At 45.2% G+C, this 21915-nt stretch carries 13 protein-coding genes; 6 read left to right on the forward strand and 7 right to left on the reverse strand.

What is annotated here, in order from left to right; genetic code table 11:
- Positions 1–272: 272 nt before the first annotated feature.
- The 4 genes from QUB13_RS23615 to QUB13_RS23630 form a co-directional block, all read right to left on the reverse strand.
- Positions 273–2006: a tetratricopeptide repeat protein gene (locus tag QUB13_RS23615; RefSeq protein ID WP_333385564.1), complete on the reverse strand. Its 1734-nt coding sequence runs from the start codon at positions 2004–2006 to the stop codon at positions 273–275.
- Entirely contained in the window at positions 1946–2830 is an 885-nt protein-coding gene (locus QUB13_RS23620) for an RNA polymerase sigma factor (RefSeq protein WP_333385567.1), read from the reverse strand. The genes QUB13_RS23615 and QUB13_RS23620 overlap by 61 nt, the downstream gene beginning before the upstream one ends.
- Positions 2831–3026: 196 nt before the next feature.
- On the reverse strand, positions 3027–5243 hold the full coding sequence (locus QUB13_RS23625; protein ID WP_333385571.1) for a transporter substrate-binding domain-containing protein: 2217 nt from the start codon (positions 5241–5243) through the stop codon (positions 3027–3029).
- A gap of 630 nt (positions 5244–5873) precedes the next feature.
- On the reverse strand, positions 5874–6077 hold the full coding sequence (locus QUB13_RS23630) for a hypothetical protein (protein WP_333385574.1): 204 nt from the start codon (positions 6075–6077) through the stop codon (positions 5874–5876).
- Positions 6078–6091: 14 nt separating this feature from the next.
- Between QUB13_RS23630 and QUB13_RS23635 the strand changes: the two genes are divergently transcribed.
- A complete protein-coding gene (locus tag QUB13_RS23635; RefSeq protein WP_333385577.1) occupies positions 6092–7327 on the forward strand; it encodes a response regulator in 1236 nt (411 codons plus the stop codon).
- A 172-nt stretch (positions 7328–7499) separates the two neighbouring features.
- Here the strand turns inward: QUB13_RS23635 and QUB13_RS23640 are convergent, their stop codons facing one another.
- A complete protein-coding gene (locus tag QUB13_RS23640) occupies positions 7500–14000 on the reverse strand; it encodes an AAA family ATPase (protein WP_333385581.1) in 6501 nt (2166 codons plus the stop codon).
- Positions 14001–14583: 583 nt separating this feature from the next.
- Between QUB13_RS23640 and QUB13_RS23645 the strand changes: the two genes are divergently transcribed.
- Complete coding sequence (locus QUB13_RS23645) at positions 14584–15285, forward strand: polysaccharide deacetylase family protein (RefSeq protein WP_333385584.1); 702 nt, start codon at positions 14584–14586, stop codon at positions 15283–15285.
- Between the two features lie 35 nt (positions 15286–15320).
- On the opposite strand, the gene QUB13_RS23650 is transcribed toward QUB13_RS23645, so the two are convergent.
- Together QUB13_RS23650 and QUB13_RS23655 are read right to left on the reverse strand one after the other, a co-directional pair.
- Complete coding sequence (locus tag QUB13_RS23650; RefSeq protein WP_333385587.1) at positions 15321–16511, reverse strand: RNA-guided endonuclease InsQ/TnpB family protein; 1191 nt, start codon at positions 16509–16511, stop codon at positions 15321–15323.
- Between the two features lie 367 nt (positions 16512–16878).
- Positions 16879–18087 (reverse strand): lipid-A-disaccharide synthase-related protein, encoded by a 1209-nt coding sequence (locus tag QUB13_RS23655; protein WP_333385589.1) that lies wholly within the window; start codon positions 18085–18087, stop codon positions 16879–16881.
- Between the two features lie 110 nt (positions 18088–18197).
- Here QUB13_RS23655 and QUB13_RS23660 point away from each other — a divergent pair, with 110 nt between their 5' ends.
- The 4 genes from QUB13_RS23660 to QUB13_RS23675 all read left to right on the forward strand — a co-directional run bounded on the left by QUB13_RS23660 (position 18198) and on the right by QUB13_RS23675 (position 21633).
- On the forward strand, positions 18198–19361 hold the full coding sequence (locus QUB13_RS23660; RefSeq protein ID WP_194011590.1) for a GuaB3 family IMP dehydrogenase-related protein: 1164 nt from the start codon (positions 18198–18200) through the stop codon (positions 19359–19361).
- A gap of 225 nt (positions 19362–19586) precedes the next feature.
- Positions 19587–19721 (forward strand): hypothetical protein, encoded by a 135-nt coding sequence (locus QUB13_RS23665; protein ID WP_333090199.1) that lies wholly within the window; start codon positions 19587–19589, stop codon positions 19719–19721.
- Between the two features lie 204 nt (positions 19722–19925).
- On the forward strand, positions 19926–20249 hold the full coding sequence (gene trxA / locus QUB13_RS23670) for a thioredoxin (protein ID WP_194011591.1): 324 nt from the start codon (positions 19926–19928) through the stop codon (positions 20247–20249).
- A 322-nt stretch (positions 20250–20571) separates the two neighbouring features.
- Complete coding sequence (locus QUB13_RS23675) at positions 20572–21633, forward strand: LOG family protein (protein WP_333385592.1); 1062 nt, start codon at positions 20572–20574, stop codon at positions 21631–21633.
- The last annotated feature ends 282 nt before the right edge of the window (positions 21634–21915 follow it).

Below are 21915 nucleotides of genomic sequence, written 5' to 3' on the forward strand. Positions count from 1 at the left end.
GTTTCAATTACATTTAATCAGCTTACCAATGAAAATTTGCTAATTAAATATTGACATTAAAAATTTAGCGAAGTCGGTACATGATAGGCATCCTTTTTTATTAGGTTTACTTGGGTTTTTCGAGACGAAATTTTATGTTTCTCTTCCGTCTCTACACCTATAAGACGAATCCAGAGGTCAATTTCTGAATTTTTCGAGTTAGAGGCGGTTTTTTCCTAACTTAATGCACTCTGAGAGGTTCAGATCCCCGACTTCCCTAAGAAGTCAAGGATCTACGCTTTAGCCCGATCGCCCTTTCGCCTCTTACCTTTGAACCGTTTCACAGCCTCCTCAACCTCACCGCGAAAAGGGTAGAGCAACCGCTGACTCAGCGCACTTCGATACGCCTCCACAGCCTCCGTCACATCCCCCAACCCCAACAACGCTCTCCCTTGCCAGTAACAAGCGATAGCCGGGTCAAACTCCATCAATTCCCGGAACAGACCAGCCTTTTCCAACCATTTCCGACTCGCCACCTCATCCCCCAGCACCCGATAACTCTCCCCCAGCCACACCGCAGCAGACACAGATTGCAGATAACCCCCCTCTTCCGGTAACAACTGCCATCCTTGCGCCAAAGCCTCCACCGCCTCCCGGTGTTTCCCCGCCAGCGCCAACACCCGCCCATGACCAAGCCAAGCATCAGGTAACTGCGGCTCAAGTTGCGTTCCCTTCGCAGAAACACTACACCCTCGCTCAATCTCCTGAAAACTTTCCACCAACACCCGCCCCGCCGTCGTCCAAACACTCCAGCGTTCGGGAAAACGATCGAGCATCTCTTCTACTATTGATGCAAGGGTTACTTGATGGTTCGATCCCCCTAAATCCCCCTTAAAAAGGGGGACTTCCAGAGGAGTTCCCCCCTTGCAATTAGAAGACTTTGCCTGCTCTAGCTCCCCCCTTGTTAAGGGGGGCTGGGGGGGATCGAGAGGAACAGGGGGAGAGGCAGCAGGCAAAATCTCGCACAACGCCCGATAAATTTCACAATCCTGCGGATACAGACGATAAGCCTTCAGCATCGCCTCAGCCGCTTTCTGATATTCCCCCGTATGGAACAAGCACCGCCCATAGGAATACCAACCCCTAGGATGATTCGGATGTTCCTCAGTAAACCGTTCCAACACCCCAACCCCGTTAGCCGACTCCCCCCGGAAAACGTGATAATATGCCAGCAACTCGCGGGCATCCGCCGCATCAGGAGCCAGTTGCAGCAAAGAACTAATTATCTGTTTAGTCTGTTTCCCCTCCTCACCCGATACCAATCTCATCCGGCAACGAGTATCCGCCAGTCGTTTGAGCGCTCGGAAATCACCCGGAGCCACCTCTAGCACTTTGCTCAACCTGCGCTGCGCTTGGCGCACATTCCCCACCGCCTGACTCGCGTCGTAGCTGTCAATCAGCGCTACAACATCATCCGGGTTCAGTGACAAAACCGTATCAAAGGCTCGCAAAGCTGCAACCGCATCCCCTCTCCCCATTTGCACCTGCCCCAACGCCAGCCAGTGAGCCGCATTATCTGGTTCTAGGGAAGCCGCCGACTCAAAAGCGAGTATCGCTGCCTGAGTGTCACATTTACAGAGTGCGATCGATCCGCTGATATGCTGCCGAGTCGCCTCATTGCGTGCATTGGCCGAGGCACTTTCATAAACCGCTACTGCCTCAACCTCTCGTCCCATAAGCTGCAAAAGTTTCCCCAATTGCAACCGCACGCCAATCAATGGTTGCTGCCGATCGATCACTTGGCGATATTCCTCAACCGCCTGCTCGATATGACCCATTTCATACAGCAGATTCGCCAATTCCAACCGCTTCTTCCACCCAGATGGATACTGCTGCACGTACTCACTTAATGTTTTCAGCTTCTGCTCTTGTCGGGTTGGCTTGGAGTCTCCAACCAGGTAAGCATTCAACTCCACCCCAGAGGACTGAGTGAGGGATACCACCCGGAATGCAGTGTTTCTAGACATATTGCTGTTACCTGATAATTAATTGTCTCGCCAATGTTCTGAGGGATGGGGGCGATCGAGTCGGATGCGATCCTTTCATCGGATTGTAGGGGCAATGCGCCTGCGATCGCCCCACCCGCGATCGCCCCAGAATCTTGACGGGGTAGGCACTGGGGCAATACCCCTACAGCAAAATCATCCCCGATCGAGGCAACGTCCCCCTGTTTAGACGACTCGGAGGAATCTGACAAAGCATCATCCAACCCTGACAAATACCTGCTCAAACGCTTTTGCAGAAGTTCTCGTGCCTGTTGGATGCGCTTGTAAACGTTATTGAGCGAGAGAGCAAGTTGTTGGGCAATATCTTGATAGGCAATCTGGTGGCAGTAACGCAGGATAAACGGATTGCGTAATCGAGAAGGAAGAGTATCAATAGCGCGGCGAATGTACTGTCCCAACTCATGATGTAGAAGCACTTCTTCAGGAGAGTTCAAACCAGAAATAACTGCCGAGTTTTCTGTAGTAGCTACTGCTTCAATATCCTCCATTTGCATTGCTTTGCGGCGGCGTTCTCGGTGTATATCTATACATAGATTGTGCGTTAAGCGGGCGAGCCAAGCTCGGAGGTTGGTGATTTTTTCGGCATAGTCTGGCAATTTTTCCCAAGCTTTGAGCATGGCGCGACTGAGCACCTCTTCGGCATCAATAGGATTCCCTCCCATCCACCTGAGACAGCAACGGTAAAGATAATCTCGATTCTGCTGCCATAGCTGCCAAAATGCTTTCTCTATATCTTCTGGACAACACCGAATGTCTGTTGCAATAACGGATTGAGAATTTGACATGATTTTAAAAGTGGTGAAAGATAGATGTGAAGGAACATTCCTCTGTTGCTTTTTTCGTTGCACCCCAATCCCGCAAACATCTAGCTGAGTGCAATCTGAGTATTTATGCGGCTAAAGATTGGATTCAATGTCGTTAGCCAATATTCAAGGTTTATTGTTGTAAGGGTGATTCATGAATCACCCCGATTCAGCAAAATCAAGCAAAAGGAACCGAGAACAAGACACCGCCCTCGGTATAAGGCGCTTGAAAAGGGCTAACAGGAATACCCGGGAAGTTGCGAGCGGTCATCTCGTTATAGTTCCCCACTGCAGAAATCGCATTCAAAGCGAAATTATTCGACAAACCCAGACTTTCACCCACATTTCCTTCCACTCCCAAAAAGCGGCGGACAACTGGATCTGAACTATTGACGGCTTCAGCTACATTTTCAGAAGTTAAACCCAGTTCTAACGCTTCATAAAGAGAATAAGTAACTCCAGAAACCACATCCTTCCACTGGGATTGATTCTCGTCCACCACCATTGCTAAAGGCTCCTCTCCCAAAACTTCTGGAAATGGCTGATGCCGGTCTCGCTGGTCTGGGGGTAAGGTGAGAAGACGAGAGATAATCAGACTTCCATCGCCGGTGATCGCATCCAATTCGCCCTTGATATAACTATCAAATATGGTCGGGAAGCTATCTAAGGCTACGATTTCCGCATTAATGCCCGAAGCACTCAACTTTTCTCGCAGAGTTGCCTCAGAAGTGGTATTTGCAGTCACGCCAATTCGGCGACCTGCAAGCTGTTCAAAAGAGGTAATTCCGCTGGCGGTTGGTGTTACCACAAATTGAGCATCGTAATTATTAATGGGGGCAAAATCTACCCCCAGCAAAGCATCCCGCTTGAGGTTGAGGGTGGCATTGCGGCTAGTTACATCAACGATGCCATTGGCGACATCGCTGAAGCGCTGAGCCCCCGTTTTCTGAATCACGAATTCGACTGCGTTGGGGTCGCCGAATAAGGAAGCTGCTAATCCCCGACCCAAATCCACATCAAATCCGGTTAAATTGCCGTTGGGGTCAGAAAAACCGAGTCCAGGTGCATCATTTCTCACCCCAACGCGCACGAACCCCCGGTCTAAAACTTCCTGTAAAACGTTGCGGTTGTCGTTATTTACCAAGGGCACACTTAATTCGTCAGTCCCCGAAAATGGTGGATAATAAAGCAGTCCCCCAGGCTCGACAAACATTAGTTCATTGAGCTGGCGCGGCAGCACTTCGGGATTGAAATTGCGATTGTAAATCTCTTCGTAATTACCAATTTGTTGGATAACTTTCAAGGCAAAATCATTTTTGAGTCCCAAAGATTCTCCTAAATTCCCTTCCACGCCTAAGAAGCGCTTACTGGCAGAATTTCCATCAAGAAATTCATTCACATTCTGGGAGTTAATGCCAAAGAATTCGGCTTGGATGGGAGCGTTGACCGCCCAGCGCACCACATCAGCCCATTCAGACTGATTTTCCGGCACGATGAGTGCTAAAGGCTCTTTAGAAATGGCTTCATCCAGGATGACTTGATTTCCCGGATTGGATAATGTGGGAATGCGATTGCTCAGCACCCCGCGATTAATCGAAACTGCCCCCAATTGTCCCGCATCGTAAGCGCCAAACAGAGCATCTTGTGAGGGGAAAGTTTGGATGTTGAGGGCGATTCCGGCACGTTTGGCGGCATCTATTAAATTTTGCCCAGAGCGCGTTCCTGCTAATACGCCGATGGTTGTTCCTGATAACTGCTTAACAGAACTAATTCCACTATTACCACGCACCAATACCGCTTGAGTGTCGAAGAAAACGGTAGGCGAATAATCTACTCCTAAACTGGCATCGCGGAGAACAGATTGAGTGGGCAAAGTGGCGGCGATATCTACTGCGCCACTGGCTACGCTGTTAAAGTCTTCACCGGCTTTGACGACTACGAATTCTACTGCATTCGGGTTCCCAAACAAAGCAGTGGCAATGGCGCGACTAAAATCAATACCCATCCCACTAAAAGAACCGTCGGCTTCTCGGTTGCTAAATCCGAGTGCATCTTCGTTAACTGCAACCCGCACAAACCCGCGCTTTAAGATTTCTTGAAGTTGAGATCCTGTGGGTGTGGTACTGGCAACGGGCGATCGACCTTCAGCCGCTCCAAACCGCGCATAATGTTCAAATCCGCTTGAGAAACTACCGTTGGCAACTGCTGCTGCTACCTGGGGGTTAGCATCTAGATAAAATTGCTCGTTGAAGGGAATTTGTGGCGTTCTTTTTTCAATAAAACCAAACTTTACCCAATGCTCGAAGCCGTTGGGAATAATGCCTGAAGCTACGGCTTGTGCCACGTCGGGATTTTCTTGCAGATAGGTGCTTTCGTTGTAGTTAAGAATGGTCATACTCCTGTAATTAGATAATTTGTGTTCTCAATTGGCAGGGATTCCGAGCGAGGCTAATTTCTGCTCCAACCGCAGCCAATTAATGATGCAATGCCTTTTTTTGAGGCTGTATCCTTTCCAGGTCTCTATCATCGCTCCCCTCCCCTGCCCCTGTCAGTCGGAAAAGTCGGATCGTAAAGTCGGAAAAGTCGGATGCGCTGGTTTTACTATCTATCTTTAGATGGAGCAGATCGACAGCATGACTGGTACTGTTATATGTCTTTTGGTGGATGCTATTAATAGTATGGTTGGAATATCGGCATAAAGCAAGTCGGAAAAGTCGGATCGTAAAGTCGGAAAAGTCGGATCTTTGCCTAATGGGCATATTCCTGAGTGAGAATTACAATATCACGCGCTAAAAGACATCGGTAATAATACTGAAAATTAATGGAATTGTCGGCGCTAATCGGCGGATGTTTTTACTTGACCATATAAAAACTAATCAAGGCTTGTCTTTTGGATCGAGACAAGCCTTGATACTGAGTTATACGGTTGTCGGCTAGGTAACGAGCTCAGATTTATGAAAAATGAACCAGGTTTTCAGATTTTTTAATAGTTTTATATATGTCAAAGAGTCGATATCGTAGGCGTTCAGGGGGTGGTCAGAAATTTAAAAGCCTTGCAATTAAAGGGTTTAAGCCGATCGCCCTCAAAAAGAATTAGGCGGGCGCGATCCCCTTTTTCGGGTTTCGACAAGGTGGAATGAGGAGCGGGGGCGATCGCCCCGATCGTAATGGTCAATAAGCCTGTCATAATAGCTATTAAGAATTTCTCCACCGACTTAGTACGGTGCATAACTCAAAACTAGGGTGAAAAACTGGAAAACCTTACCCGATGAGATGGATGTGTATATGACTTTTGCAGAAGCCCTAGAATTTATCGAATCAGCCTTAGAGTCCAAGACGGGTAAACCGTTAACTTTGCTTGAAAAAGAAATCTTAAAAGCTGCTTGGGAAAACGCAACTTATAGTGTCATTGCTGACAGCTTGTACCTGAGCATAGGACATATCAAAGATTTAGCTGCCGTCCTGTGGCAGCGCCTTTCAGACCTAATGGGAGAAAAAGTTACTAAGAATAACTTCCGCTCTCTGCTAGAAAAGCAAAGCACCACAACTGCGAGATCCGATACAAAAGGCGAATCGATCGCGATCGATGCGGCCCAAGGAAGTGACATCAATGAATTAGAAACTCCCAAAGGCAACATTTTAATTGTTGATGACCTCCCAGAAAATCTGCGTTTTCTAACAGAAATTCTCACTAAGAATGGGTATAAAGTTCGCTGCGTCACCAATGGTACGATGGCCTTGAGGACTGTTCGCCATAATCCCCCCGATGCTCTCTTGCTGGATATTAAAATGCCAGACATGGACGGCTATCAAGTCTGCGAAGCCCTCAAATCCGATGAAAACACCTCAGAAATTCCGATTATTTTCTTAAGCGCACTTGACCAAGTTTTTGACAAAGTTAAAGCTTTTAAGGTAGGAGGAGTTGACTACATCTCTAAACCTTTTGAGCCGGAAGAAGTGCTAGTTCGCCTCGAAACTCAGGTCACTATCGGCCACCAAAAACGCCAGCTTAAAGAAGCAATCGAGCGACACCAGCAAACCGCAGAAATTGCCTACCAATCTCGCGCCCTGCTGGCAAATTTGCTAAACTCATCTCTGGATGGAATAGCCGCAGTGCAGGCGGTGAGGGGGGATATCGCTGGAGAAATTGAAGATTTTCGCTGCTTGGTAGTTAACCCTGTCTTTGCCAGACTCTTAGGGAAAAAACGAACTGAACTCGCGGGCGCACCCGTTCTGAAAAAACTGCTCAATCAATTGAGTCCAGGATTGTTTGATTTATTAGTAGAAGTTGTTGAGACTGGAGAATCGCTTGAAGGAGAGGTTCATCTAGAAAGTGATTACCTTGGCAAATGCTATTATTTCACTGCTGTGACATTGGGAGACGGTTGCTCAATTACCATCCGCGATCTTACAGACTTAAAACAGTCGCCATTAAAGTCAATGATGCAACTGAATCAACCGCGTGTTAGCATCAAATAGGATAAACGGGGCTTACGAATCCGACCCAAGAAATCTCGCTTTTAGCTGAGTCTAGATCCCCCTAAATCCCCCTTAAGAAGGGGGACTTTGAATACTCTTGTCCCCCCCTTTTTTAGGGGGGCGCCAGGGAGATCGATCGAGAGTTTACTTCATAAACCTGTAATCTGCTGTATCAATATTCACCAACCAAGGGTTCAGTAAAATCCAGAATCTTATCAAACTGAAACTGATTCACCCAACCCCTGAGAGTCTGAAGTTCGAGAGCCTGGAATTCAGGAATTTCCTCAAGGAGTTGAGACACTAATTCTGAATCCGCTTCAAGAGCTGCTTCATGCAATTTTATAAGCCATTTTTTTGACATTGCTGTTAATAAATAAGTTAAATTTAACGGTTCTCCAGTCACATTAGAAGGGGGAGACGGTAGCTCTTGTTCCTGATAAATATAACTGACTCCCAAATGTTTAGCCATGATCTCAAAGATGGCTTGTGTGGGGAAAGGTTTTCGCACAAAATCATCGCAGCCAGCCGATAAAATAACTGCCTTTTCTTCTTCCCACACGCTAGCCGTCAAAGCAATAACAGCAGTAGCTTGCCCTTTAATCGTGCTTTTAATGCGTTTCGTGGCTTCATAACCATCCATAACGGGCATTCTCATGTCCATCCAGATGAGATGCGGTGAGTAGGAGTCCCAAATTTCAAGGGCTTCAATACCGTTAGTTGCTTCTTGCACTTCCAAACCAAGAGGTTTGAGGAGTTTAACTAACAATTGCCGATTGTCATCTTTATCGTCCACTACTAGGATGCGATATTGGGGTTGTTTGGGAGCTAAGGCAACGACGCGACGATTGTAGGGTTCGTTTTGAATTGCGCTTCCATCAGCGATGCCTACAGGAATGTCAAATTTAAATGTTGTACCAGATGTCGGTAGAGCCGTTGTATCATCAGATAATTCCCCCAGAGGCATTCCAGGGGTGAAAGCTTTGCCGCCGCTGATAACGGTGATTTCACCTCTCATCAAGCGAACAAATTGACGGCTAATCGTCAGTCCTAATCCCGTTCCTTGCTGCACTTTTTGACCGGATGCTGTTTGCACGAAAGGTTTGAATAGTTTCTCCAGTTCGTCTGATGCCATGCCAACTCCCGTATCTTTGACTTCAAAGGTAATGGTTGTTGGTTGTTGGTTGTTTGTTATTTGTGTTTCGGCTTCACTTTTGCCTTTGGCATTTTTACTTTTTACTTCTACAGACACGCTTCCAGAAGAGGTAAACTTAACGGCATTACCGATTAAGTTAATCAGCACTTGCCGTAACTTAACTTCATCAGCGTAGATGTATTTGGGAACATCGGCAGCACATTCAACTCGTAATTGTAAGCCTCGATCTTTGGCTTTCAACGCAAACATATCCTCGATATCAGCTAATAAGTGATGGATGTTTAAATTATTTTCCGAGAGTGTCATGCGTCCAGCTTCGACTTTGGAAAGGTCAAGCACCTGATTAATTAGAGATAATAAATGATCTCCACTGCGATGAATAATGTTGAGGTTTTCTTTTTGTTCATTTAACAGATTTGTATCCCGCTCCATCAGTTGAGAAAAGCCGAGAATGGCGTTGAGGGGAGTTCGCAATTCGTGGCTCATGTTGGCAAGGAAAGTGCTTTTGGCGAGGTTGGCGGCAACGGCTGCTTCTTTTGCTTGTTCGAGTTCTGCTTCTGTTTTTTTGCGATCGCTAATTTCCTGTTCTAAGCGGATATTTTCAATCAGCGTTTTTTCTGCCTGCTTGCGATCGCTAATATCTTGAAAAGCTGCGATCGCATATTCTACATTACCCGCGTCATCGACAATTGGCGTACTCGTTGCTTCTACAAAAATGCTCCCGTCGCTGTGGTGCAGTTCCAAGTCATCCGCCTGAGCTTTTTCACCGCCAAGCGATCGCACCAGGGGCAACTGTTCGACTGGATACATCTCCCCTGTCCCTGCCCGATAAATGTGATAGGTTTTTGAGAGTTGCTCGATTTCGGCGTTGGGTAAATCTTGAATATTCAGTAACTGCTGTGCAACTTGATTGGTGTAGATGATTTGTCCTTTGGCGTCGTGAACGGAGATGCCCAGAGGTATGGCATTGAGGAATTTATTCAGGCGATTTTGCGTCGATTGTACTTGGGTGTAGAGTCTGGCGTTGGTAAGTGCGATCGCCGCCTGAGTTGACAGCAGTTTAATTAGTTCCAGGCGATCGGATGTAAACACGCCATCTGCTAAATTATTTTCTAAGTAAACAATCCCAATTAATTGCCCTTGATTCAGCAGAGGAGCGCAAAGAATTGACTTAGGTTGCTGGGTTTTAATATAAGCATCTTCAGTAAACCTACCTTCGCGGGTGACATTAGTTTCAATCAATCCTTCCTGAGTTCTTTCAACATAGTTAATTACCGATAAAGGCAGGCAGTTTTCTATGAGAGTCGAGGGCAACACGATCGCCCGATCTGAGCTAGCCTCGCCTGACGCTTCTACTCGCAGTTGTCCTTGAGACTCTAAAATGAGATAGCCAATTTGGGCACCGCTGCATTCCAGCAGCGTTCTCATCAAAGTTTTGAGAAGTTTATCGAGTTCAATTTCGCTAGAAATTGCCTGAGATGCTTTCATTAATGCTGCTAAATCCAGAAGTTCTGCCGCAGAACTGTCAGAGTTTTCCGACAAGCTGCTGCGCGATTTATCGGAGTTTCTGACTGTGATAAAACGCTTTAAAAGTTGCGGGTACTTTAGTTCCAAATCCGTGAGTTTCGCTGTAGCACCCCAACGTAAATAGCAGTAGTAAGCATTGCTCATATAGACTTCGGCAATTTGCTCTTTTCTCCAAGCGAGGTAAAACTTGGCGGCCAATTCATTAGCCAAAGCCTCTTCGTTGATGTATTCGTGTTCTTTGGCTGAGGCAATAGCGCGATCGTAATAGTCTATAGCGAAAGTGGTTTCACCCAACACTTGATATCGCTCTGCCTCCACGAGATAGAATTTATGCAGGTGAGTCATCGGAGCAAAATGCGCCCATTTTTTGATTTTTTTCTGGTTGGCTTTCACCTTCTGGAGGATGAGTTTTTGCTCGGATTTGGATGCCTCAGAATATATAGCCAGATAAACTAAAGAATTGTAGAAATGGTACAAAGGAATAGTACCTACAGCACTATCGCTATATTTTTCGGCTAAAGTAACATTTTCCAGAGCTTGCTGATAGTCTTGAAAAAGATAGCAGAGAAATAGCTTGTAAAAATAAAGAGAGCGACAAATGTTTTTAGCATTTGCCTCTTGATGCAGGGGTAACATTTTTACTTCATCATAGCTTTCACCAACTAAACGGCACTTATCTTCAGCCTGTCCCATCAAATTTAATACAACCTGTCGATTGAGTTGGTTGTAGTAAAATGATGTTTCTTGCTTCAGTTGGCTGAGCGTATTACTGTACATTGCCATATCTGACTCAACTTTTGGCAATTCCTTGCCCAATACATAGGAATGGTAGGAGTATACGCAAACGGCATAAGCTGCATATTCTAAGTCTCCTGTTTCTAGGGCGATCGAGTAAGCATTCTGCAAAGGGTTTAAGGTTTCCCTAAGATGCTCTTTCCAATGTTTCACAAAGTAATTAACAATAAATATTGTTCGGGCTTTGAGTTCTTTAGTGTTAAACTTATCGAGCAACAAAAGAGCAAGTTGCCCAAATTGATAGCCAGTCTCAATATCTCCTACGTTTTCTCCAGACAAAATCAATCCGTAAGTAGCATAGGCACAAGAAGATACAGAAGTATTCCCATATTTAATTGATAATCTTACCTGTTTGAACACCATTAGCGGCAAAAGTTCAGGTGCGGCTAAATGGGCAGCAGAAACTACAGTTGATAGAATACGCATCGCTGCTAGCTTATCGGGGTCTGTCATCACTGGTAGGTCGATTAAAGCCTGAATTTGCTTGCCTGCTAAACTTAACTTGGTTTTCACCAGTTCCGTAAAAAGATTTAGTTTTGTTGGTTGTTTGGGAAAGCGAATCCCCAACAATTTCAATACTGAAAGTGCGGTATTAATCGCTGCCAAAGGTTTATTTCGTGCTGTATAGGCTTGAATTTTGACTTCATAGACTTTTACTTTGTCTAGCAATGAAGTAGCTTGTTGAAGCACAATGTCAGCCAATTTTTCCATTTCCTCAACGTGGTTGCTCAAGATGGCAGCTTCTACTGTTTCCACGTACAGTGCCAAAGTTAGGTCATACTTACGAAGCCAACTATCTGCACTCAAGCAATTTATACCAAATTGTAAGTAATTCCAGGTAGGTTTCCAAGCTGCTGATGCCTTCGCTTTTTGACCGGCAATCAGATTTAATTGAGCAAGTTTATCTTTTTCTAACTGAACGTCAACTGCTTCAATGCCTAAGTTAAGTTGATTGACAATATCAAAAATATTTTGTTTGAGGTTCTGTGGCGGTGTATTTTGCAATAACAGTTGCCCGACTTGCCAGTGAATGACTTGCTTCTCGCCTGGGGGAATTAAGGAATAGGCTGCTTGCTGGATGCGATCGTGAGCAAATTTATAAGTAATTTTTAATTGCTTTGTCTCTAAGTCTGTTTTCAGGAATTTGTAATCATCGCCGACAGGTAATATCAATCCCGATTGCATGGCATTCCACAATTCATTTGCCGCTGCTTTTGGAGAACTTTCATTAATAATTGAAAGGGTTAGCAAATCAAATCGGTTGCCAAGACAAGCGGCTAATTGTAAGATTTTTTGTGCTGATTGTGATAAGGTTTGAATTTTATCTGCAATAAATTCAACAACATTATCAGTAATATTTCTAGTAATGATTTGTTCTAAATCCCAATTCCAAGCCCAAGCATTAGTATCAAAATTCAGTAGTTTTTCTTGATAAAGTGACTTGAAAAATTCTTTAATAAAAAAGGGATTTCCCTGCGTTTTTTGCCAAGCCAACTCGGCTAATTTTTGCGTAGAGATGCGATCGGTTTTCAGCGTGTCGGCAATGAATTCATTAACCTGGTTTAAATTTAAGTGTCCCAGGGAAATATAATTAATTTTTGTTCCCTGCTTTTTGAGTTCAGATAAATTCAGCATTAAAGGATGAGTTGGACTGACTTCGTTATCTCGATAAGCTCCGATTACCAGCAGATGTTGAGTAGTAAAATCGGTGATTATCAACTGAAGTAATTGCAGCGTAGCGCTGTCTGTCCACTGCAAGTCGTCTAGAAATAGGACGAGGGGATGCTCTTTTTGGCAAAAGACTTGAAGAAATTTTTTAAATACTAAATTAAACCGATTTTGTGCTTCTGCTGGAGGTAATTCTGGGACGGGATGCTGTTTGCCAACAATCAGTTCTACTTCGGGAATAATATCAATAATAATTTGTCCGTTGCTGCCTAATGCCTGTCGAATCTTATCTTGCCACTGCTGTAATTCGGGTTGAGATTCGGTGAGCAATTGCCGTACCAATTCTTGGAAGGCAGCGACTAATGCTTGATAGGGAATATCGCGCTGGAATTGGTCAAATTTACCTGCAATAAAGTAACCCCGTTTTTGAGTGATTATTTTATACAATTCCCGAACTAAAGCAGATTTACCGATGCCAGAGTATCCGGAAATAAGCATGAGTTCAGTTTGTCCGTGTACGGGACAATTTTGTGACTGAGTTGTGGTTGGGTTGCTTGCCGCTACTTGCTGCTTTTCTGGAGAAGTTACGCGCATAAATGCAGCCAATAATGACTCTATCTGCGATTCTCTGCCGTACAGTTTTTGAGGGAGTTGCAATTGAGGAGAAATATCTCGGTATCCCAAGGGAAAAGCTTTGATTTTATTAGTTAGATATTGTTCCAGGCAGGTTGCTAAATCTGCCTCGATTCCCCAAGCACTCTGATATCTATTTTCTGCCATTTTTGCCATTAATTTTATGACAATTTCTGAAAGATTTAAGGGTACTTTGGGATTGATTTTATGAGGTGAAGTGGGTTGTTTGGCAATATGACAATGGACTAATTCCAGGGCATCGACTGATTCAAAAGGCAACTGATTGGTTAGCAGTTCGTAGAAGGTAACGCCAAGTGAATAGAAATCGGTGCGGTAGTCGAGCAAGCGATTCATCCTTCCTGTTTGTTCGGGGGAAATATAAGCTAATGTTCCTTCTATAAGATGAGGATTTTTGAGGCTGGGATTTTCTTGGGATAAGATGGTAGATAAGCCAAAGTCAATGATTTTTAATTGTTCGGTTTGAGTATTCAAGACAATGTTAGATGAATTAATATCTTGGTGAATAACTTTTTTTTGGTGAATCTTGCCTAACGCCTTGGTAGTTTGGATGGCGATGTGGAGAAACTCCGATACTGAAAATGTACGGCGTTTGAGAATTATTTTTAATGATTCTCCCCCAAAATCTTCTAACAAGATTAGTTGAGTATTTTGGTGTTTTCTCAACTCGTAAGCTTTACTTGTTTCATCTAGGTTGAGATTGCGAGTGATTTCGTATTCCTGCTGGTAGCGGTATAGTTCGGCTGGTGTGGGGTAATCTTCTTTGAGGAGTTTCAAAATCACTGGTTGCCGATTTTGATTAATTATGCCCCGGTATACGAGGGAATTAGCGCTTTCGTAGATTTGGTTGAGAATTGTGATGTCTGGCAGTGAAATCATGTTGGGAATTACTGCTGTCTAAAAGGGTTGGTATATTAATAAATATAACATGGGGATGAGGGGGTGAGGGGATCTATAAACTGGCTCGGAATATAAATTTTTGCGTTACGCCCTGGAACTCCCGATCTTTTATTGTTGCTTTTTTGCTCTGGAATTAGTTTCGCTATATGTAGCGTACAACCTTAAGCTGTGGTGCATTTAAATTATGTGTTGAGGGCGGGGTTGCGGGCCGCCCCGCCCGATTGAAAGTTTGTTCTACCAGATAGTTTAAATGCGGATTGGGATCGAAAACTTAATAACTTAAACACCTCCTACAGTCTTCTCTCCTGTAAGTTGCCAGATAAAAGGAGGCAGAGCCTCGCCTATCTGCATTACCAGGCAGAGCCTGGTAACGAGTAATTAAATTCTAAGTTATTAAATTTTCATTCCTTAGCTTGCTGGCGCAGCTTCTAGCTACTGGGTATCGCCCGAACTTAAAATTTTCGGAACGGACAATAATTAATGATAAAATAGCTTAAGGATTCAGGGCTTTAATTGTGATAATCTGAGAACAGTCCACTTTCATTCTCGATCGAGTGCAGCTATGCGAATCGGTAAAAAAATACAAAAATTTCTGCTGTTAACTGTAGCGTTTTTTTTTGCAGCTACTGTGTTAATTAACGTTACTAAATTTAACAATTATTTCGGTTTCAACCGCGCCGATACCGGAGAAAAAGTTGTTGCCCTTACCTACGACGACGGCCCTTTTCCTCCGTATACAAATCAGCTTTTAGATATTTTTGACCGCTATCAAGTTAAAGCGACTTTTTTTGAAATTGGCCGCAATATTGAGAAACATCCAGAAATCGTGCCAATGATTGTGGCGAGGGGAAATGAGTTGGGAAACCATTCCTACTCTCACAAAGATATGATGTTTAAACCCCAGCCACATTTGGTTTCTGAGATCGAAAAAACTGACAAGCTTTTGCAGAAAAATGGGGTGAAGCAGGACAGTATTAATTTTCGGCCGCCTTGGGGACGGAGATTTATAGGTTTGTCTTATTTGGTTTCCCAAATGCACAAAAAATTGATTATGTGGGATGTGGATTCTCAAGATTATGAGAAAACTCACACGGTAGATGATATTGCAAATCAGGTGATTAATAATGTGCGACCGGGTTCGATTGTGGTGATGCACGACGGCGGGGGCGATCGCTCGAAAACGGTAGCAGCTACTGAGATAATTGTCAAGACTTTGCAGTCGAAAGGTTACTCGTTTAAGACAGTTTCGGAGTTGCTGAATTGACACTCTCCGGCGTGAACGCACGGAGATTCTTTAATCTACGAGCCGACTTGCTGAGGCAGGATTTCTCCAGCGACAGTAGAGGTCAACTCTCCTAAAGCGTTCCTTGGCTCAAGACCAAAGGTTCCGATATGCCCTATCGTACCCAATCCCCGACTTAGGATGTTTCTAGCTGCATTTTCGTCACGATCTAAAATACAACCGCACTTACAAACGTGCGTTCTTGTAGATAGCGTTTTCTTGACAATTACACCACAGCTAGAGCATTCTTGGCTGGTATATTGCGGATTTACCGCCACCGTCACGCGCTCAAACACTTTTCCGAAGTATTCAAGCCAAACACGAAATTGATACCAAGAAGCGTCGTTAATAGACTTGGCTAAGCAATGATTCTTCACCATGTTTTTGATTCTCAAATCTTCGTAGACGACTACATCGTTTGATGAGATTACGCACCTTGCAAGTTTTATTGCATGGTCTTTGCGCTGCCTACTTATTTTGAGGTGGCGTTTGCCTAGAATCTGCCTAGCTTTGCCCCTGTTATTTGAACCTTTAACTTTTCTGGATACGCGGCGTTGAGCGCGTTTAAGAACTTGATCACCTTTGATCAGAAACCTCGGATTTTCCACCGTAGTTCCGTTCGAGTCGGTGTAATATTCTTTCAAACCTACGTCTAATCCGATCGTGGTACCATTCGGTTCTGTGTTTTCTTTTCTGTTAACATCCACACAGAATTGGATGTACACGCCATCAGCACGTTTAACCAATCTTACCCTTTTTATTTGATTGATTTGGTAGAAGTGCAGGTCGCGTGTACCTTTGAGCTTTAATTTCCCAATCCCTTTTTTGTCGGTAAAAGTTATCGATTTTCTATCATCTGCAAGCTTCCATCCAGACGTTTTGTATTCCACGGAACGGCAATCTTTCTGAAAACTTGGATATCCTTTTTTACCTGGAACATTCTTCTTGCAGTTGTCGTAAAACCGGGAGATAGCAGACCATGCTCGCTCTGCGCTCGATTGTCGAGCCATTGAGTTTAGTTCCGAGGCAAAAGGAAAGTCGCGAGCCAGTACAGCGCAGTATTTATTCAAGTCGTGCCGACTCACTTTTTGATTATCCATCCAATATCGCAAACAGCTATTGCGGATGAATTGAGCGGTACGAATTGCTTCATCTACTGCGTTGTACTGATTCTGCTTGCCGTTTGATTTAAACTCAAAAACTAACATGGCTTTACCTCCCGCTTTTATCTTATATCGTTTGACGTAAGATTGTTCGATCAGTCAAAAAAATTTACAATGATGAAACAGGAAGCTTACGCTTGAGGCTAAAGCCTCCCGCGACCTTTCATCCCCGGACTGAAGTCACAGGGTTTTCAGCTTGTTTATTATAATAGAGGATTTGATTAAACCGCAGAGGACGCAGAGGACGCTGAGAAAGAAAAGAGAATTGAATGATGCTGATGCTAATTGATACCAAAGTGCAGACGCGGTTTTAACCGCCGAGTCATCTTAGGCTAGAACATTTGTCACAGTTTGTAGAAATGACAAGAATTCGGTTGTGGAGGTTTTATGCGTGCAGGATTGTGGTAACAATTTATTTTAGATGTTTTGCGATGTAATTAGCAATTTTGAGGCTGCCTCCTGGTGCGCCCATTCTTTCTAAGCCATTTTTTACGCAATTTTCTAAATATTTTTTGTCTTGAAATGTGCGTTCGACTGCTAAAGCAGCTTCTTTAATAATGTCAAGTGTTGCTGTTTCTGTGCCAATAACTTGTACGGAACCACCTAAAAGCCGACTTTGAGCCTCTGCAAACCGATAGGTAAATGATGGGCCGTTTCCGGGGATGGTAATTACGGGTTTCCCTAAGCCTACTGCTTGTTCGATCGCACTTCCTGTCATCCCGATTACTAACTTCGACTGCTGCACAATGTCGGCGAAAGTATCTGAATAACAAATTACTTCCACGGTTTCTGCTTCTGCGCTACCTGGCTGTTTGATTCCTGGAAAAGTTAGCTTTCCTTCTCGGTGCAGCCATCCGGCTTGTGCTGCAATATTATCTAATTCGAGCATTAGACTCGGAACTAATGCGGCCCGAAACTGCACTGATGGCGAAGCAGTGGCTGCAATTTCTTTGACTAATTCCAGCAGCAAAATCAGGTTGTCGCTGGCTTCGGGGAGGCGAGAACCGGGGAGAAGGGCGATCGTCCTAACTCCGGCTTTTAACTGCAAATCTTTGCCTGTAGGACTGAGGTTGTCCATGACAGGATTGCCGACAAATATGGCTTTCTCGAAACCCTGTCGGTTTAAGTCCGCAGCAGTCAATGCGTCCCTCGTGAAAATGGCTAGACATTGCTCGGAGGAAAGCAAATAATTCAAGAGGAAACCCAAATCGGCTAGCCCTTCGTAATAAGTAGAATGAGCTGACAGAAAAATTATATAGGGCCGACCTGTGGCATGGGCGAACCCCGCCGCGACAATATCTCCAGTCGTCACTACCAAATCGCAGCGCTGCGAATGCTTCCTAGTAGCCTTGAGTTGCTGTAAAGTCAAACGAACTAGCCCCGCCCTCACATCTTTGAGGAAAAACAGGGGATTCATGTAAAAAACTCCGCCAGATGGCATGGGACTTGTGGGCCCGATAATTGGTACGCCCGATCGCCCGTAAGCAGCCCCGTCGCCTACAATCGGTATCGCAGCCACGTCAACATCCGCGCCTGATGCTCTCAAAGCTTGGACTATTTGACAGTTGATCGCATCTTCTCCGTGGCCGTTGCTGATAAAAAGTATTTCCTGGGATTCCATAGAGTCAGAATTAGTGCCGAACTTTTTTTAACACACTCGCGCGATCGCTACCCTCAAGCAGGCTACGATTTTGTTAATCTAATTTAAATACATTGTGGAAGTGAAACAGCGTGAATATTGAAATTGGGCGGGGCAAAAGCGCTCGCCGAGCTTACGGCATAGATGAAATCGCGCTGGTACCCGGACAGCGCACTCTCGATCCGAGTTTGGCAGATACCAAGTGGCAGATTGGCGGGATCGATCGAGAAATCCCAATCATTGCTAGCGCCATGGATGGAGTAGTCGATGTGCGGATGGCCATTTTGCTGTCGGAATTGGGAGCAATGGGCGTTCTCAACCTAGAAGGAATTCAAACGCGCTATGCCGACCCCCAACCAATTTTAGAGCGGATCGCTTCTGTTGGGAACCACGAATTTGTTTCCCTGATGCAGCAACTCTATGCAGAACCCATTAAGCCCGAATTAATCGAGCTCAGAATTAAAGAAATTAAAGCTGGAGGAGGGATTGCTGCTGTCAGCGGTACACCTGCAGCCGCGAGCAAATATGGCCAGGCGGTTGCTAAATCGGGAGCAGATATATTTTTTGTGCAAGCGACTGTAGTCTCGACGGCTTTTCTTTCCCCTGAGTCGATCGCCTCCTTAGACTTGACCCAGTTCTGTCAAGAGATGCCAATACCGGTAATTTTGGGCAACTGCGTGACCTACGAAGTCGCCATGAATTTAATGAAAACTGGCGCTGCAGGCATTCTCGTGGGCATCGGGCCGGGGGCTGCTTGCACGTCTCGGGGCGTATTGGGTGTCGGTGTTCCTCAAGCCACAGCGGTAGCAGACTGCGCCGCCGCGCGGGACGACTACTATCGCGAAACTGGCAAATATGTGTCGGTGATTGCTGACGGCGGTTTAATTACCGGCGGCGATATCTGCAAGTGCATTGCTTGCGGTGCCGATGGAGTGATGATTGGTTCGCCCTTTGCTAGGGCTGCTGAAGCTCCAGGCCGGGGCTTCCACTGGGGGATGGCGACTCCGAGCCCGGTTTTGCCGCGGGGTACTCGGATTCGTGTCGGGACTACGGGTACTGCGGAGCAAATTTTGCGGGGGCCTGCGCTGCTAGATGATGGTACGCACAACTTGCTCGGAGCTCTGAAAACTAGCATGGGAACTCTGGGTGCTAAGAACCTTAAGGAGATGCAGCAAGTGGAAGTGGTGATTGCTCCTTCTCTGCTGACTGAGGGTAAAGTCTATCAAAAAGCTCAGCAGTTGGGCATGGGTAAGTAGATTTACCGATCAAATTCCAGGATATCTTGACAAAATTTGTTCAAGAGTCTCAAAATTTACAGAATTTTTGTGGAATTATCCAAAAGGAGATGTCACAATAGAGGAAGCGGAGACAAAAGTTTCCGTTCACTCCTCACACCACACTCCGCCCGGACTACTGTTCGGGCGGTTCCTTTTTTAGTGCCGGCGCTCTTGTTTGCTTACTGGCTAAGGGGTTAAGGCTGTTTGCTCCCAATTTTGGGGGAGATTGGGGAGGGCTGTTCTGATGTCCGATCGATTACCATCACCAAAATGGCGGCCGGAGGCGAAGCCACCCTCGTATTTGGGATGCTACGGGATTTGATGACTTTTCAGTTTTGAGCGAAAAAAGTATTTTTCATGCTCGGTTTTGCTCGATCGCCCCAGCACGAATGTCTTGCGCCCTTAACATCAATCCGTTCAATCGGTTACATCCGTTACAACATTCGTTGCCAAACTTCGTTCTGTTAAAATCGGTCATGCAAGTGGTAACACTATTTGCTAAACTTGTTAACAAAGAAATAGTATTTACAAGGATGGCTAGGGATGTCAGCAGCCGCGCAAGTAACCGACTCTACCTTTAAGCAGGAAGTGCTCGATAGCGAAGTTCCAGTTCTAGTGGATTTTTGGGCTCCTTGGTGCGGGCCCTGTCGCATGGTGGCACCCGTCGTAGAGGAAATTGCCAACCAATATGAAGGGCAAGTGAAGGTAGTAAAAGTTAATACCGACGAAAACCCTAACGTCGCCAGCCAATACGGTATCCGCAGCATTCCGACGCTGATGATATTTAAGGGCGGTCAGCGGGTTGATATGGTGGTTGGGGCAGTTCCGAAAACTACTCTGGCCAACACTCTGGAAAAGTACATTTAACCCAACATATTGCACCATTGCCAATAAGTTTTTCAAGAGCGGGTTTCTGAAACTGCCCACCCCACAAGAAATTCGATATCTCGCTTAACAGGGCATACAGCCTGTTAAGCGAGAATGGTGCAAAAAGTAAGTTTCGCCCAACTCCGAGCAGTGTGGCACTGTTTTTTTGGGCAGCGAAAGCCGCAGCTTCAGAACGGGGGCAAAGCTAGTAGAAAAGTTATTAGTTGTCAGCAGGGCAATTTGCTGGTGGCTATTAACTTCTAAATTTGGCTTGCCCCTTAATTTTTTTTAGCAATAAATTGTTACCATTTCAGAAAAGTTCATGGTTCCTTCATGTCAAGGTTTTGAGTCCCTCCAAGCTGATGCGCTCGATTTGATCGATCGCCTACCAATGTTGAAGCACTCAGAGTGGATCGAACGATCGCTCTCGACTATAGTGCAAATGGCAGGAGAGGAGCTCGATCGCCTGGACTGGAAAATTATCTCGTCGTCTCTGCGAGATATGGAAAAAGCTTTCTCCCTGTTTTATCCTTACCTCCACGTTCGCAAAATCGCGATTTTTGGTTCGGCGAGGGTATCCCCAAAATCGCCGGAATATTTGATAGCGAGAGATTTTGCACGGGCGATCGCCCAGCAGGGATTTATGGTGATTACTGGCGGCGGCGGCGGAATCATGCAGGCGGCGAATGAGGGGGCGACTGCTGAACGTTCTTTCGGGCTCAACATTCAGTTACCTTTCGAGCAAGATTCCAATCCTTTTATTGCCGGCGACTCCAAGTTGCTCAATTTTAAATATTTCTTCACTCGCAAGTTATTTTTTCTGCGGGAAAGCGATGCTTTAGCTTTGTTTCCGGGCGGTTTCGGCACTCTCGACGAGGCTTTTGAGTGTCTGACTTTGACTCAAACCGGCAAATTCGGGCCTGCTCCTGTAATATTGATCGATCGACCCGGAGGAGATTACTGGCTTGATTGGAATAATTTTGTGCAAAAACAATTGGGTGGCCGGGGTTTGATTTCTGCTGACGATCGCAGTCTCTACACGATTACAGACGATGTAAATGTAGCTTGCGAGGCGATCGCGAGTTTTTATCTAGTTTATCACTCCTGCCGCTACGTGCGCGAACAACTGGTAATTCGCTTAAAAACTGAGCTTTCTGAGGAAAATGTCGATCGGCTAAATACTGATTTTAGCGATATTGTTGTCACCGGAAAAATCGCAAAAAGTCAAGCTTTGGCTCCAGAAATAGGAGATCCAACTTTCGATCTACCGCGCCTGACTTTGCATTTCAACCAGCGGAATTTGGGGCGGCTTTATCAGCTAATTGCTGCTATCAATCAAATGGGTTCAGCTTCGCCGGCGGCCGCGCATCCAGAACAAAAATAATTATTAGTCAGTAGTCAGTAGTCAGTAGTCAGTAGTCAGTAGTCAGTAGTCAGTAGTTATTAGTTATTGGTTATTGGTTATTGGTTATTGGTTGTTAGTCATTAGTCATTTTAGCCTGAGCGAAGTTGAAGGCTAGTGATTAGTGATTAGTCAATATAGCGGTTATCACAAAAGTACAGTTATACCATTTTTCTAAAGATGTGCTGATGAAGTCTTAGTCCCCCAAACTATCGGGGGGGTTGGGGGGTGTAATATCTAGCGCTACTTTATGAAATTGTTATT

Source organism: Microcoleus sp. B4-D4, assembly GCF_036705185.1.
In the GTDB taxonomy this organism is placed as follows: domain Bacteria; phylum Cyanobacteriota; class Cyanobacteriia; order Cyanobacteriales; family Microcoleaceae; genus Microcoleus.